Source organism: Variovorax stachyos (genome assembly GCF_051400855.1).
Classification (GTDB): domain Bacteria; phylum Pseudomonadota; class Gammaproteobacteria; order Burkholderiales; family Burkholderiaceae_C; genus Variovorax.
This window is the reverse complement of record NZ_JBLFFN010000022.1, coordinates 1-13,136: the sequence shown is the minus strand read 5'-3', so window position 1 is coordinate 13,136 and position 13,136 is coordinate 1. Positions and strand designations below refer to the sequence as shown.

Here is a 13,136-nt window from a genome sequence, read left to right as displayed (position 1 = left end):
TCCCCATGCGCACGCTCATCGAGCACCTTGAATTCGCATTCCTCGTCGATGCCGACGACAGGGTGGTGCGCGACGCCAGCATCCTGGTCGACAAGGACCGCATCGTCGACATCGGCCCCGCCGCCGACGTCGCGGCACGGCATCGCGGCGAGCACTTCGACCGCGTGATGGACGGGCGCATGCTCGGCATCTGCCCGGGCTTCGTCGACAGCCACGTCCATTTGTCCGAGACACTGTCGCGCGCCGTGTTCCCCGATAACCTGAACACTAGGGCGTGGGTCTTCCATTGGGCCAAGCCCTTCTACGCGCACATCACCGAGGAAGACGAGTACTGGGGCGCGCTGCTCGGCATCACCGAGATGCTGCGCAACGGCACCACCTGCTTCATCGACATGGGATCGCAGTACGACCCCGGCATCACGGTGCGGGCGATGGAGAAGACCGGCATCCGTGGCGTGACCGGCCGCCATGCGGCGGACAATCCGCCGCCCGAGCTGCCGCGTGGGTGGACCGAAGAGATGGCGCGGCACCACTTCTTCCCGAGCGCCGAGGCGGCTCTCGCGGAACTGGAGGCTTGCGTGCGCAAGTACGACGGCGCCCTCGACGGCCGCGTGCGATGCTGGGTGAACATCGAGGGCAAGGAACCCTGCACGCTGGAACTCCATGTCGGTGCGCAGAAGCTGGCCGAGCGGCTCGGCGTCGGCACCACCTACCACCTGGCGACCTCGATCGAGGAAGCGAAAGTCTGTGAAGACAAGTACGGATGCTGGCCGATCACGCGCATCGACCGCGCCGGTGGCATCGGCGCCAACCTGGTCATCGCCCATGGCGCCGCCGTCAGCGACGAGGAAGTGAAGCTGCTGGCGCGCCGAGGCGCCAAGGTCGCGTTCTGCCCTTGCTCGTCCTTCAAGCTCGGCAAGGGTGCGACCGCGATCGGCAAGTATCCGGAGATGGTCGCCGCCGGTGTCACGGTCGGACTGGGCACCGACGGCGTGTCGGCGGCCGGCAACATGAACCTGATGCGCCAGATGCTGATCGTCGCCGGCATGTTCAAGGACGCACGCATGAAGCCCGACGTGTTCACCGCTCGCCAGGCGCTGCGCGCAGCCACCATCGAAGGCGCCAAGGCCGCGATGTGGGACCACGAGATCGGCTCCCTCGAAGTCGGGAAGAAGGCCGACTTCATCCTGTTCGACCTCGATCACGTCGAGTGGACCCCGTTCCACGATCCGCTGCAGGCGCTTGTCTTCTCCGCATCGACCGCCTCGATCACCCAGACCTGGGTCGACGGCAAGACGCTCTACAGCGAGGGCAAGGTGCATGGTGTCGACGAGCCGGCACTGCGCCGCAAGGCCAGGGAGCTGGCCGCGGCCGCGGTCGAGCGCGCCGGGCTGCACGACGAGAACGTCGAGACCACGACCACGCTGTACGACAGCGGCAACTGATGCGGGTCATCCGCTCCGTGGCGCTCGTCGACCGGGCGGGCAGCTTCGACCTGGCGCTCGAGGGAGAGCGTGTGCGGGCCGTCTTGTCCTCGGCCAGTGCGGCGCCGCCGCGCTGGCTGGCCATGCCTTCGCTGGTCAACCTGCATGCACATGCGAACCGAGCATATGCCGCATCGTCGCAGCGACCGGCATCCCTGGGCGATGCCGTGGCCTGCGCAAGGCGCGAGCGGGCTGACGCGAGCGCCGAGGTCGCTCGCGCGCGCGCCGCCAGGCTGTTCGACAGGTCGATCGCGCATGGCGTCTCCTCGGTGCGCACACACACCGACATCGATCCCGTCACCGGCATGCGCGCGATCGAAGGCGTCCTCGCGGCCGCGGCGGACGTGCGCGCGTCCCTCGACGTCGAGGTCGTCGCCTTCGCGAGCGCGGCCGCGGACCCGAGCGAGCCGGAGACAGGGCCGCTCTTCGCCGAGGCGGTGGGGCAGGGCGCTTCGCTCATCGGTGCCGTTCCTGCGCTCAGTGCCCGACCCGTGGCCGCGCTGGAGGCGCTGCTGGACGCGGCGCTCGCGCTGGAGGTGCCGCTGGACGTCCACCTCGACGAACACCTCGAAGCGTCGAACGCGCTGATTCACCGGCTGGTGGACGGCACCCTGGCTCGCGGGCTGCAGGGCCGCGTGACGGTCAGCCACGCCTGCGTGCTCTCGGCCATGCCACGCGACGAAGCGCGCCGCTTGCTGGACCGGATGGCCGAGGCGGCCATCGTGCTGGTGGTGCTGCCCGAACTCAATCTCTACCTTCAGTCGCGGGGCGACGGTGCGCCGTGCCTGCGCGGCTTGGCGCCCGTGGTCGATGCGCTGAAGGCGGGCGTGGCGGTGCGCTTCGGCACCGACAACGTCAGGGACTGGTTCTTTCCGTTCGGCGACGGCGACATGCTCGAGACCGGCTTCATCGGTGCAATGGCCGCGCACGTCGATGCCGCGGAGGAACTTGGTGCGCTGATCTGCGGCGGCCGTCGGCGCATCGACGTCGGGGACGTGGCGGATCTGCTCCTGGTGCCGGCCTCATCCTTCGACGACGCGCTCGCGAGGCGCCCCGAGGGCCGCGTCCTGCTGCGGCGCGGACGCGTCGTCGCACCGACGGCCGCGGCCGCCGCTGCGAGCGCGCCGCACTCAGGCCACGCGGGCCTGATAGACGCTCTGGATTGAGTTCTCGATCGCCCGCTGCGTCAGGTCGCGCGCGATGAAGACGATCCAGCCAGGCGCCGCGGTCGCCTGCGGCCACGCCGGCAAGCGTTCGACCGGGTAAAGCACGTGCTGCACGCCCTGGACGACCATCGGGCGATCGTCGTCGTCGACTGCCAGCAGGCCCTTCACGCGCAGGATCGAATCGCCGCGGCTGGCGAGCAGCAGCTCCAGCCACTCGACGAAGCCGGACCACTCCACCGGCTGCCGAAGCGCCACTGTGAAGGTCTTGATCGCGTCATCGTGCCCGCCCCCGTGCGCCTGCGCCTGCAGCTGCGCCGGCGCGTCCGGGACGGTGTCGAAGATGGGGCCGAGCTGGGCCGGCGCGGGTGTCCGCCATCGCCCGTCCGGCTCCCGGAGAATGTCGGCGGCGGGCAACTGCGCCTTGCGAGAGACGAGCAGGCTCGCCGACGGATTCATCGCGCGGAGCTTGTCGCCCAGCGCATCGCCTTCGGCTTCACCGACCAGGTCGGTCTTGGTCAGGATCAGCCGGTCGGCCGTCGACAGCTGCTGCCTGGCCTCGCGATGCCGGCCCAGCGTCTGCTCGCCGTTGACGGCGTCCACGGTCGTGATCACCAGGCCCAGACGGGACCACGCCACCAGGGACGACTCGCTCAGGATCGCCTGCATGATTGGCGCCGGATCGGCCAGCCCGGTGGTCTCGACGACGATCCGCGTGAAGGCGGGAATCCTGCCGGCGCGCATCTGCGCATGCAACTCGGCCAACGTCGACACCAGGTCGTCACGCACCGAGCAGCACAGGCAGCCCGAACTCAGCAGCACGACGTCCTCGGCGACCTCGCGCACGAGCAGGTGGTCGAGTCCGACCTCGCCGAACTCGTTGATGACCACTGCGGTGTCCGCCAGGCCGGGATCGCTCAGAAGTTGGCGCAGCAGCGTGGTCTTGCCGCTGCCGAGGAAACCGGTCAGCACGTGGACCGGCACCCGGCCGTCAGCCTGGGGCACGGCGTGCGCCATCGTCAGGCCAGCTCGAAGATCGCGTCGACCTCGACGGCCACATTGCGCGGCAGCGAGTTGCAGCCGACCGCCGCGCGTGCATGCCGGCCGGCATCGCCGAACACCTCGACCATGAGGTCGGAGGCGCCGTTGATCACCTTGGGATGGTCGCCGAACTCGGGCGTGGCATTGACGAAGCCGCCGAGGCGCACGCAGCCCGCGACGCCATCCAGACTGCCGCCCAGCGCCGTCCGCAGCTGGGCCAGGATGTTGATCGCGCACAGGCGCGCTGCCTTCTGAGCATCCTCGATCGAGACGTCCTGGCCGACCTTGCCGACGTACTGGTCCTTGCCGCCGGCGGTCGGCACTTGGCCCGCGATGTAGATCAGCGAGCCGCTCCTGCGGGCCGGCACATAGTTGGCGGCGGGAGCGACTGCCTTCGGCAGTTCGATGCCGAGTTCGGCCAGGCGTGCTTCGATTCCTTGGGTTGTCATTGTCTGGTGTCCTTGGGAGTAGGGGTCAGTTGCCGAAATAGAGATCGTCGAGCGGGGCAGAGAGCAGGTCGTCGGCGTTGGGTTCGCTGAGGGCAGGGGCGAGCGTGCTGCCCGTGGTGCGGATGTCCCGCAGCACGCCCTGCTTGGCCATCGCGGGCTTCCTGGTGCGCAGGCCTTCGAGGATCTCGACGTGCGCGGAAGCGTCCCAGGGGGTACTCGGCGACAGCAGTGACAAATACATGGTCGGGCCGAACTGGAGCCACAACGATTCGATCAGCGGCATGACCACTTCGGTGCCTGACGCCTCATACAGCGTGAAATGAAAGCGCTGGTTCGAGGACAGGCAGCCAAGCAGATTGCGCTTCGCGATGGCCCCGAGCAACTCTTCGTTGATCGCGGTCAGCGTGCTCAGCAATGCCGGCGTGCAATTGCGGCACGCCATCTCGGTCGCCATGCCCTCGATCAGCTCCCGCACCGCGAACAGCTCCTTCAGCTTCTTGGGCGTGAGTCTCGGTACGCGAACCGATCCGCTGGCCGTGGCCTCCAGCGCATTGATGACCACCAGCCGCGCCAGCGCGTCCCGCACCGGCATCGGACTGGTGCCGAAGCTGCTGGCGAGCTTGCGCAGGCTCATCACCTGGCCGGGCGCGAAGGCACCCACCATCAAGCCGCGACGAAGGCGCTGGAACACTTCCTCGGGGACGCTGCCGCGCGCGCGTTTGCTCGGTGCCTCGGAGGCGGGTTGTCGAATGCGTTCGGCGATCTGTTCCATGGACTCTCTCGTTGGTTGCCGTGATGAGGGTTAACCCGATTGTGTGTGATTATATGTGTGATCACACTCTGTGATCAAGCCGAGTTTACATCTGCGCCACCCGAACCCTAAGCCTCCCGGGCTGCGAGGGCAAGGACTGGTTTCTTTACACACTCAACCTCACGGGCGGTATTCCATGCGACTCCTGCGATCCGGCATTTCCTTGAGCTCACATCTCAGAAGGGCTGCTTTGGCAGCGCTCCTGGTCTCGACGTCCGCCGCCTGGGCGACGGACCCCGTGAACGTGCGCTTCAGCTGGAAGCTCAAGGGCGAGTACGCGCACCTCTATCTGGCCCAGGAACAGGGCCTTTACGCATCGAAGAACCTGGCCGTGCGCATGGGCGAGGGCGCGGGCGCGCCGGCGGCGCTGGGCGCCTTGCTGCAGGGACAGGAAGACGTGGTGGTGATGCCTGCGATCTTTGCGGTTTCCGCCATCCAGAAGGGCATGCCGGTCAAGATCGTCGCGCTCTACCATCCCCGCACGCCGGTGGTGCTGATCTCGCAGCCCGACAAGCCGGTGGCGCAGCCGAAGGATCTGGAAGGCAAGACGATCGCCCACGCGGTGGGAGAAACGGGCACTTCTTACCTGGCCGTCTTTTGTGCAGTCAATGGCATCGACTGCGGCAAGGTCAAGAAGATCCAGATGGACGCGCAGTCGCGCGTTCCGCAGTTCCTGCAGAAGCAGGTCGACGCGGTGAGCGTCTACCGCACGAGCGACCTTCCGGTGCTCGAAGCCAAGGTCGGCGCCAAATTCCCGGTCCTGGACCTGGCGCAGCATGGCCTTGCCATCCCGGGGTTGGCCGCGGTATCGAGCAATGCGGCGATCGCCAAGCGGCCGGAAGTCCTTCGGCGCTACCTGGCGGCGGTCAACGAAGGCATCGCTGCGACCCGCAAGGACCCGAAGGCAGCGGCGACAGCCCTGATGAAGACCTGGCAGGGCAGCCCGCCACAGGAGGTCGTGGAGGCACAGGTGCGCGCGACGATGGAAGCGGTCCCGGGCGTGCCAGGCAAGCCCGTCGGGTGGATCGATGGCAAGGCCATCTCGCAGGCACTGGACCTTCTCAAGACCGACGAGGCGATCGGGACGCCCAAGCCCGTCGAGACCTTCTTCACCAACGACCTGTTGCCCGCCCTGTGAAGAAAGGCCATCGCATGACTGAACTCAAGCACACCCAAGCCGTCCCGATGCACACCGCGCGCAAGCCCAGGAAGAAGCGCGCCGGCGGCAGCTTCACGGAGCGTTACGCCTCCGTGCTGCTCGCCGTGGCGATCCTGGTCTTGTGGCAGTTCTCGGTCCCGCTGCTGGGCCTGTCGGAATTCGTGCTGCCGACCCCGCTTGCGATCGGCAAGCGGATCGTGACCGATTTCGATCTGTTGGCCGCCCATTCGTACATCACGCTGCTCGAGGTGCTCGCGGGCTTCCTCGCCGGGGTGCTGATAGGAATTCCCCTGGCGCTGGCGATCTTTTACTCGAAGGCGTTCGAGCGTGCGGTCTATCCGCTGCTGGTGGCGCTGCAGACGGTGCCGAAGATCGCGCTGGCCCCCTTGCTGGTGCTCTACCTCGGCTATGGCTGGTGGCCCAAGATCAGCCTGGCATTCCTGATCTCCTTCTTTCCCATCGTGATCTCGACCGTGGTGGGCCTCCAGTCCCTCGACAAGGGCCTGGTGAACATGGTGCGCTCGATGGGGTCGACGGAATGGCAGACCTTCTTCAAGGTCCGGTTGCCGGCCGCCCTGCCGAGCATCTTCGGCGGCCTGAAGGTGGCCATCTCCCTGGCCGTCATCGGCGCCATCATCGGCGAGTACATCGCCGCGGAACGCGGCCTCGGCTACCTGCAGCTGCAGGCGAACTCGCAGTTCGACACGACGCTGAATTTCGCCACCGTCGTCACCATCTCCCTGCTCGGCGTGCTTCTCTACTTCGTGCTGGCACTGGTCGAGTCCAAGGTTTCGTATCAACGTGAAAGTGCCAAATGAGCAATGCAGCCAACGTGCGGGTCGAGGGTGTCTCCAAGACCTATGAAGTGCGTGCCGGCGACGACGTCAAGGCGCTCGACCGGGTCGACCTCGAGATCGCCCCCGGCAGCTTCGTGGCCATCGTCGGGCCCAGCGGATGCGGCAAGAGCACGCTGCTGTCGCTGCTGGCCGGGTTGACCCCGGTGTCCTCGGGCCGCCTGCGCATCGACGGCGACGAGGTCGTCAAGCCGCATCCCAAGGCAGGCGTGGTCTTCCAGTCGGACCTGCTGCTTCCTTGGCGAAGCATCATCGACAACGTGCTGCTGCCCATCGAGATCAAGGGCAAGGACCGGGCCACCGCCGCGAGCCGTGCGCGCGCGCTGCTGGCCCAGGTCGGCCTGGCGGGCTTCGACAACAAATTCCCTTTCGAGCTCTCGGGCGGCATGCGCCAGCGCGTGGCCATCTGCCGCGCCCTGATCCAGGAGCCGGGCCTGCTGCTGATGGACGAGCCCTTCGGCGCGCTCGATGCACTGACGCGCGAGCAGATGATCATGGATCTGCAGACCATGTGGCTGCGGCTGGGCAACACGGTGCTGTTCATCACGCACGGCATCGACGAGGCGGTGTTTCTCGCGGACCGGGTCATCGTCATGTCCCCGCGGCCCGGCCGCGTGGACCTCGACCTCGCCGTCGACATCCCGCGCCCGCGCCGCTGGAGCGGCATCCACGAAAACCCCGCCTTCCAGCACCACGTGCGGCAGGTGCGGGAGATGTTCGAGGCCAAGGGCGTCCTGGTCGCTCACTGAAGGCACACCATGAAAGTTTCGATTCTGGGCGCCGGCGCCGGCGGCGCCGCGGCCGTGGCCGAACTCACGCTGGCCGGCCACGAGGTGGTTCTGTGGAACCGGTCTGCCGAAACGCTCGCGCCTTTCCAGGTGCTGGAAGGCGTCCGCTATGACGGCGTGCTGGGCACGGGCATTGCCCGCCCGCAACGGATCACCGCCGACCTGAAGTCGGCGATCGATGGCGCCGACGCCGCGGTCGTCGCGCTGCCGACCTTTTCCCATGCGCCGGTCGCGCGCGCCTTGGCTGCCGTGGGCTGGCCCGCCAACCGACCGGTCGTCCTGAACCCGGGCCATACCGGCGGCGCTCTGGAGTTCGCGCATGCGTGGCGCGAGGTGCGTGCCGACCTGCCGCCCATTGCCGAGTTCTCCACCCTGACCTATGTGGCGCGCAAGTACCAGCCCGACGGCGTGACCGTCACCGGGCGCGCCCGCCAGGTCCGCGCGGCGGCGCTGCCTGGCGGCGACGCGGCGCTGGCCGCCGCCTGCATGCTCTTCCCCGGCGCTTCGCCCGTCGGCGACGTGCTCGCCTCCGCGCTGGCCAATGCCAACCTGGTGCTGCATCCGCCAGGCGCCGTGCTCGCTGCGGCCTGGGTCGAGGCGACGCAGGGCGATTTCACGTTCTACGTGCAGGCCATGACGCCCGGCGTCTCGCGCACCATGCGCGCGCTCGACGACGAACGCCTTGCGGTTGCCGCTGCCTTCGGTCATCGCCTGCCGAACCTCATCGAGGAAATGAAGCTGATCGGCACCGTGGAGTCATCGGTCGAGGACACGCAGGACTTCATGGCTGCGATCGCCGGCGGCGAAGCGAACAGGCGCATCAAGGGCCCCGACTCGCTCCAGCACCGCTACTACCGCGAGGACTTCGGGCACGGCCTGCTGCCCTTTCTGGAGCTGGCGGCCATCGCCGGCGTCGCGACGCCGGTGGCGCGATCGCTCTTCACGCTGGCGCAGGCGCTGGTCGGCATCGACTACGCCAAGGGCGGGCGCACCGCCGCGGCGATGGGCATCGCCGGAATGTCCATCGATGAACTTCTACAACATGTGAGGCAGCAGCCATGAACTGGGACCAGGCCGTGATCGCGATCGTCGGCGGCGATCGACGCGAACAGGAGATCGCGCGTTGCGCAGTGGCCGCGGGGGCCGAGGTGCGCGCCTATGGCTTCCCGTGGCCCGAACAGGGCATCGAAGGGGTCCGCCACACGGCCGGTGCGCGCGAGGCGCTGGAGGGCGCCGACATCGCGCTGTTCCCGATCCCCGGTATCGCACCCGACGGCGCGCTGTTCGCGCCGCAGTGCGCCGAGCGCATCATTCCCGACGCCGCCATGCTCGGCGCCATGCGCCGCCCGGGCCACATCGTCCTGGGCTGGGCCGACCCCAAGCTCAAGGCGCACTGCGAGGCCGTCGGCATCACGCTGCACGAGTACGAGTGGGACGAGGACCTGATGCTGCTGCGCGGCCCGGCGATCGTCGAGGGCATGCTCAAGGTGCTGATCGAGAACACCGACATCACCATCCACAGGGCCAAGGTGTGCCTGGTGGGGCAGGGCACCATCGGCTCCCTGGTCACCCACACGCTGCTGGCGCTCGGCGCGCGCGTCCACGTCGCGGCACGCAATGCCGTTCAGCGCGCCGCTGCGCATGCGGCCGGTGCCGAGTCGCACGAGCTGTCCGCCCTGGCGGGCGTCCTGCCCGGCACCGACATCGTCATCTCCAGTGTGCCGGCGCGCGTGCTGGGACGCGAGCACCTCCAGAAGCTGCCCCCGCACGCCTTGCTGGTCGACCTGGCCGCGCCCCCGGGGGGCATCGATCGCGACGCCGCACAGGAACTGGGGCTCAAGTTCGTCTGGGCGCGCGGCCTCGGCGCGCGCGCACCCATTACGGTGGGCCGCAGCCAATGGAGCGGCGTGCACCGCCGCATCGACACCATCCTGAAGGAAAGAAGGCAATGAGCCAAGCCGATCTGGTGATTCGCAACGCGCGAGTGGTGCGCCATGACGGGGAGTTCCACGGCGGCGTGGCCGTGAAGGACGGAAAGATCATCATGACGGGCGCCGACAGCGCCCTGCCCAAGGGACATCGCGAGATCGACGCGGGTGGCCGGGTGCTGATGCCGGGCGTCATCGACCCGCATTGCCACCTCGGCGTCAAGTACCCCTACGCGGAAGACATGCGCACGGAGATGGCCGCCGCGGCTTCGGGCGGCGTGACCACGGCGCTGCTGTACATCCGCAACCTGAAGCCTTCCTACCTGCCGTTCTACGAGGAGCGCAAGGCCGTCGGGGAGGAGAACTCGATGATCGACTTCGGGTTCCACTTCGGCATCCAGCGCGAGGAGCACATCGCCGAGATCCCGGAGATCGTCGCCAAGACCGGCGTGCGCTCCTTCAAGTGCTACTTCGGCTATGAGCCGGACAACCCGATCGGCATCGTTCCCGCGACCGACGGCTGGGTGTACGCGGCGATGCGCATCCTGTCGAAGATTCCCGGCGCGCTGATCAACGTGCACTGCGAGAACACGCAGATCGCCTCCTGGCTGAAGAACGAGATCAAGGCGACCGGCCGGCAGGACCTGGGCGCCTACACCGAATCGCGCCCTGCCTTCTGCGAGGTGGAGACCATCCGCCGCATGATCTTCCTGGCCGAGCGTACCGGCTGTTCGCTGCACCTGGTCCATACCTCCGTCGGCATGGGACCGGTGCTGGCTGCCGAGGCGCAGGCGCGCGGGGTGCACGTCACGGTCGAGACCTGCCCCCACTACCTGACGCGCACCGCCTACGACAGCGACCTCGACATGCGCGCCAAGATTTCGCCACCGCTGCGCGACAAGGAGGAACAGGAGGGCCTGTGGCGCGGCGTGCTGAACGGCTCCGTCTACAGCCTGGGCACCGACCACGTCCCCTTCATGCCGAAGAAGCTGGAAGACCTCTGGACCGAACTGCCCGGCGTGGTGTCCTTCCCCTGGGAGCTTTCGTTGATGCTGCACTTCGGCGTCCATCAGCGCGGCCTGCCGCTGTCACGCCTGGTGCAGATCAACTCCGCCAATCCTGCACGCCGCTTCGGCCTGTGGCCGCGCAAGGGCAACATCGAGGTCGGCTTCGATGCCGACCTGGTGCTGGTCGACCTCGACGAGGAGCGCATGGTCGAGCACACGGGCAAGGGAACCTGCATCTACGAAGGCTGGAAGCTCAGGGGCTGGCCGGTGCTCACCGTGTCCCGCGGCGCCGTGCTCTACGAGAACGGTGCGGTCGACGAGAGCCATTTCGGCCGGGGACGCTGCCTGACGGTGCCCGCCTGACGCTCGCAGCGCATGGAAACCGGACTCGAGACGCCGATCAGGGGCAGTGCCGCACCGCTCGCGCTCAGCCTCGGCGAACGCGTCGAGGCCCTGCACGCCGCAGCGGTCGAACTCGCGCGGCGTCCGCGGCGCCCGCGACGCGAACGACTGTCGGGCCTCCACAACCCCTGGGGCCACGGGGACGCGCTGGTCGATCCCTGGCTGCTGCTGGACCTGTGCGAGGACCCCGCGATCCTCGACGGCGTGGAAGCGCTCATCGGCCCCGACATCGTCCTGTGGGACAGCGAGCTGTTCCTGGAGGCAGCGACCTACCACCGCTTCGTCGAAGAAGGGCGGGAGGGCCGCTACTGGCCGGCGATGCCGCTGCGCGGCGCCGTCGCACTGGTGCCGGCGGGGCGGCCCGCGCGCGACGTGACCTGCGTGGACCTCGCGCAGATCGCTCAGAAGAATCTGCCGCCGCTCGATTCGCATGCTGCCCTCTATGTCGTGCGCTACATGCCGGCGACAAGCCATTTCGTACGCGACGGCCGTGCGCTCGCGAACTGGGTCGCGATGGAGGAGCAGCCGCTCATCAACTACACGACCCGTCCGCTCTGGCTGGTGCGCGGAGAAGACCGGGCCGGCAACGACTTCGTCACAGGCTTTTCGCCGCCGGTGCCCCGCTGGGCCGGCAACCAACCCAAGGAGAAATGACATGCCATTCGTGATCGTCGAAATGTGGCAAGGCCGCACGGTCGAGCAGAAGCGCAACCTGGTCAAGGCCATCACGCAGGCCATGGTGGACCATGCGGGCTGCAAGCCCGACCACCTGCACGTCGTGATCCACGACACACCCAAGGACAGCTGGGGGCGCGACGGCGTGCTCGGCATCGACATGAAGGAGAAATGATGACTCTCGAGAACCTCGATCCGCGCACCTCCGCCCTGTTGGTCATCGACCTGCAGAACGCGTTCATTCACGACAAGGGCACCCTCGGCATCTCGGGTGTCGACACCGGGCGCCTCTCGGCGATCGTGCCCACCCTCGCCGAGCTGATTCCGCGTTGCCAGGCTGCCGGTATTCCGGTGATCTGGACCGTGCAGGAACACTTCGCTGTCGATGCGAGCCGGGCCCGCAAGAAACTCGCCGGCCACACGTCTCGGCGAAAGCAGGTTTCCGCGCTGGCGGGAAGCTGGGACGAGGAGATCGTCGAGGAGCTCAAGCCGCTCGCCGCGGTCAATCCGGCCTACGTGATCCGCAAGCACCGCTTCGGCGCCTTCTACGAGACGCGGCTGGAGATGATGCTGAAGATGCTGGGCACCCGGACCCTGTTCGTGGCCGGCACGACCACGAATGCCTGCGTGGAGACCAGCATCCGCGAAGCCTATCTGCGCGACTACGATGTGGTCGCGCTCGACGATTGCATCTCGGGCGTCAACGGCGAATGGGAGCAGACGGCCCAGAAGGTCTGGAAGCAGTACTTCTGCGAGATCTCCGATTCGAAGGAGATGCGCGCGTGGATCGATGCGCAGTCGGCCCCGCGCACGCTCGGCTTCGGCCACATGCTTCTCATGGTGCAGGATGTCCCGCGCTCGGTCGGCTTCTATGTCGACCAGCTGGGCTTTTCGATCCGGCCTGCGAAGCCGCTTGCGGACGGCCGGCCGTTCACCGCTTTCCATCAAGGCGTGGCCGTGGTGGGCGGGCGCGCGCCGTCGCATCGCCAGATCGACCACATCGCGTTCGAGGTCAACGACGTGCGAGCCTTGCGCGACAAGCTCAAGAAGTCCGATGTCGAGTTCCAGCAGGACCTGCATGACGGGCCCTACGGCCTGACGATCTACGTGACCGATCCCGACGGCACGCGCGTCGAGCTGTACCAGGTGGGCGCGACGGCCTGAGCGTTCTTGCCCGCTGACCCGCCGCCCCGTCGGCGCGGGCTCCTTTTGGCGGCGATGCAGGGCCAGGCGGCCGTGCATCGCCGTGCCCGATCCAACGAGAGAGACATCCCATGCTGATAGGCGTGCCGGCCGAGACTGTGCCCGGCGAAACCCGAGTGGCCGTCACTTCGGAGACGGCCAAGAAGCTTGTCGCGCAGGGGCACACTGTGCG

General features: G+C 67.8%; 14 protein-coding genes. 11 read left to right on the top strand and 3 right to left on the bottom strand.

Annotation, left to right across the window (positions count from 1 at the left end):
- Positions 1–5: 5 nt before the first annotated feature.
- Both ACMGEZ_RS25980 and ACMGEZ_RS25975 read left to right on the top strand, forming a co-directional pair.
- Positions 6–1,445, top strand: a complete 1,440-nt coding sequence (locus ACMGEZ_RS25980; protein WP_436825167.1) for an amidohydrolase family protein — start codon at positions 6–8, stop codon at positions 1,443–1,445.
- The gene (locus tag ACMGEZ_RS25975) at positions 1,445–2,650 is read left to right on the top strand and encodes an amidohydrolase family protein (protein ID WP_436825166.1); all 1,206 of its coding nucleotides are present in this window, start codon (positions 1,445–1,447) and stop codon (positions 2,648–2,650) included. The genes ACMGEZ_RS25980 and ACMGEZ_RS25975 overlap by 1 nt, the downstream gene beginning before the upstream one ends.
- Here the strand turns inward: ACMGEZ_RS25975 and ACMGEZ_RS25970 are convergent.
- From ACMGEZ_RS25970 to ACMGEZ_RS25960, 3 genes are read right to left on the bottom strand one after another with little or no spacing between them, the layout of a single operon-like run.
- Positions 2,615–3,664, bottom strand: a complete 1,050-nt coding sequence (locus ACMGEZ_RS25970; protein WP_436825165.1) for a CobW family GTP-binding protein — start codon at positions 3,662–3,664, stop codon at positions 2,615–2,617. The genes ACMGEZ_RS25975 and ACMGEZ_RS25970 overlap by 36 nt on opposite strands.
- Before the next feature lie 2 nt (positions 3,665–3,666).
- Positions 3,667–4,137, bottom strand: a complete 471-nt coding sequence (locus ACMGEZ_RS25965) for a RidA family protein (protein ID WP_436825164.1) — start codon at positions 4,135–4,137, stop codon at positions 3,667–3,669.
- Positions 4,138–4,162: 25 nt separating this feature from the next.
- Entirely contained in the window at positions 4,163–4,909 is a 747-nt protein-coding gene (locus ACMGEZ_RS25960; RefSeq protein ID WP_436825163.1) for a GntR family transcriptional regulator, read from the bottom strand.
- Positions 4,910–5,138: 229 nt separating this feature from the next.
- Between ACMGEZ_RS25960 and ACMGEZ_RS25955 the strand changes: the two genes are divergently transcribed.
- Genes ACMGEZ_RS25955 through ACMGEZ_RS25915 form a run of 9 tightly spaced genes read left to right on the top strand, consistent with a single transcriptional unit; the run spans position 5,139 to position 12,925 of the window.
- Positions 5,139–6,086: an ABC transporter substrate-binding protein gene (locus ACMGEZ_RS25955; protein ID WP_436825162.1), complete on the top strand. Its 948-nt coding sequence runs from the start codon at positions 5,139–5,141 to the stop codon at positions 6,084–6,086.
- A gap of 14 nt (positions 6,087–6,100) precedes the next feature.
- On the top strand, positions 6,101–6,925 hold the full coding sequence (locus ACMGEZ_RS25950) for an ABC transporter permease (protein WP_436825161.1): 825 nt from the start codon (positions 6,101–6,103) through the stop codon (positions 6,923–6,925).
- A complete protein-coding gene (locus tag ACMGEZ_RS25945; protein WP_436825160.1) occupies positions 6,922–7,710 on the top strand; it encodes an ABC transporter ATP-binding protein in 789 nt (262 codons plus the stop codon). The genes ACMGEZ_RS25950 and ACMGEZ_RS25945 overlap by 4 nt, the downstream gene beginning before the upstream one ends.
- Before the next feature lie 9 nt (positions 7,711–7,719).
- A complete protein-coding gene (locus tag ACMGEZ_RS25940) occupies positions 7,720–8,811 on the top strand; it encodes an NAD/NADP octopine/nopaline dehydrogenase family protein (protein ID WP_436825159.1) in 1,092 nt (363 codons plus the stop codon).
- Entirely contained in the window at positions 8,808–9,701 is an 894-nt protein-coding gene (locus tag ACMGEZ_RS25935; RefSeq protein ID WP_436825158.1) for a dipicolinate synthase subunit DpsA, read from the top strand. Before ACMGEZ_RS25940 ends, ACMGEZ_RS25935 begins: the two co-directional genes overlap by 4 nt.
- Positions 9,698–11,047, top strand: coding sequence for a dihydroorotase (locus ACMGEZ_RS25930; RefSeq protein ID WP_436825157.1), 1,350 nt, complete (start codon positions 9,698–9,700; stop codon positions 11,045–11,047). Before ACMGEZ_RS25935 ends, ACMGEZ_RS25930 begins: the two co-directional genes overlap by 4 nt.
- A 12-nt stretch (positions 11,048–11,059) precedes the next feature.
- Positions 11,060–11,740 (top strand): hypothetical protein, encoded by a 681-nt coding sequence (locus ACMGEZ_RS25925; protein WP_436825156.1) that lies wholly within the window; start codon positions 11,060–11,062, stop codon positions 11,738–11,740.
- A 1-nt stretch (position 11,741) separates the two neighbouring features.
- Positions 11,742–11,936 carry a 2-hydroxymuconate tautomerase gene (gene thmT, locus ACMGEZ_RS25920; RefSeq protein WP_086925772.1) on the top strand — a complete coding sequence of 65 codons (195 nt, stop codon included), beginning with the start codon at positions 11,742–11,744 and terminating at the stop codon, positions 11,934–11,936.
- On the top strand, positions 11,936–12,925 hold the full coding sequence (locus ACMGEZ_RS25915) for an isochorismatase family protein (RefSeq protein WP_436825155.1): 990 nt from the start codon (positions 11,936–11,938) through the stop codon (positions 12,923–12,925). The genes thmT and ACMGEZ_RS25915 overlap by 1 nt, the downstream gene beginning before the upstream one ends.
- The last annotated feature ends 211 nt before the right edge of the window (positions 12,926–13,136 follow it).

Bases quoted from the DNA above. Each gene is read 5' to 3' on its own strand.
- ACMGEZ_RS25980 (WP_436825167.1), top strand. From the start codon at position 6: ATGCGCACGCTCATCGAGCACCTTGAATTCGCATTCCTCGTCGATGCC.
- ACMGEZ_RS25975 (WP_436825166.1), top strand. From the start codon at position 1,445: ATGCGGGTCATCCGCTCCGTGGCGCTCGTCGACCGGGCGGGCAGCTTC.
- ACMGEZ_RS25970 (WP_436825165.1), bottom strand. From the start codon at position 3,664: ATGGCGCACGCCGTGCCCCAGGCTGACGGCCGGGTGCCGGTCCACGTG.
- ACMGEZ_RS25965 (WP_436825164.1), bottom strand. From the start codon at position 4,137: ATGACAACCCAAGGAATCGAAGCACGCCTGGCCGAACTCGGCATCGAA.
- ACMGEZ_RS25960 (WP_436825163.1), bottom strand. From the start codon at position 4,909: ATGGAACAGATCGCCGAACGCATTCGACAACCCGCCTCCGAGGCACCG.
- ACMGEZ_RS25950 (WP_436825161.1), top strand. From the start codon at position 6,101: ATGACTGAACTCAAGCACACCCAAGCCGTCCCGATGCACACCGCGCGC.
- ACMGEZ_RS25945 (WP_436825160.1), top strand. From the start codon at position 6,922: ATGAGCAATGCAGCCAACGTGCGGGTCGAGGGTGTCTCCAAGACCTAT.
- ACMGEZ_RS25940 (WP_436825159.1), top strand. From the start codon at position 7,720: ATGAAAGTTTCGATTCTGGGCGCCGGCGCCGGCGGCGCCGCGGCCGTG.
- ACMGEZ_RS25935 (WP_436825158.1), top strand. From the start codon at position 8,808: ATGAACTGGGACCAGGCCGTGATCGCGATCGTCGGCGGCGATCGACGC.
- ACMGEZ_RS25930 (WP_436825157.1), top strand. From the start codon at position 9,698: ATGAGCCAAGCCGATCTGGTGATTCGCAACGCGCGAGTGGTGCGCCAT.
- ACMGEZ_RS25925 (WP_436825156.1), top strand. From the start codon at position 11,060: ATGGAAACCGGACTCGAGACGCCGATCAGGGGCAGTGCCGCACCGCTC.
- thmT (WP_086925772.1), top strand. From the start codon at position 11,742: ATGCCATTCGTGATCGTCGAAATGTGGCAAGGCCGCACGGTCGAGCAG.
- ACMGEZ_RS25915 (WP_436825155.1), top strand. From the start codon at position 11,936: ATGACTCTCGAGAACCTCGATCCGCGCACCTCCGCCCTGTTGGTCATC.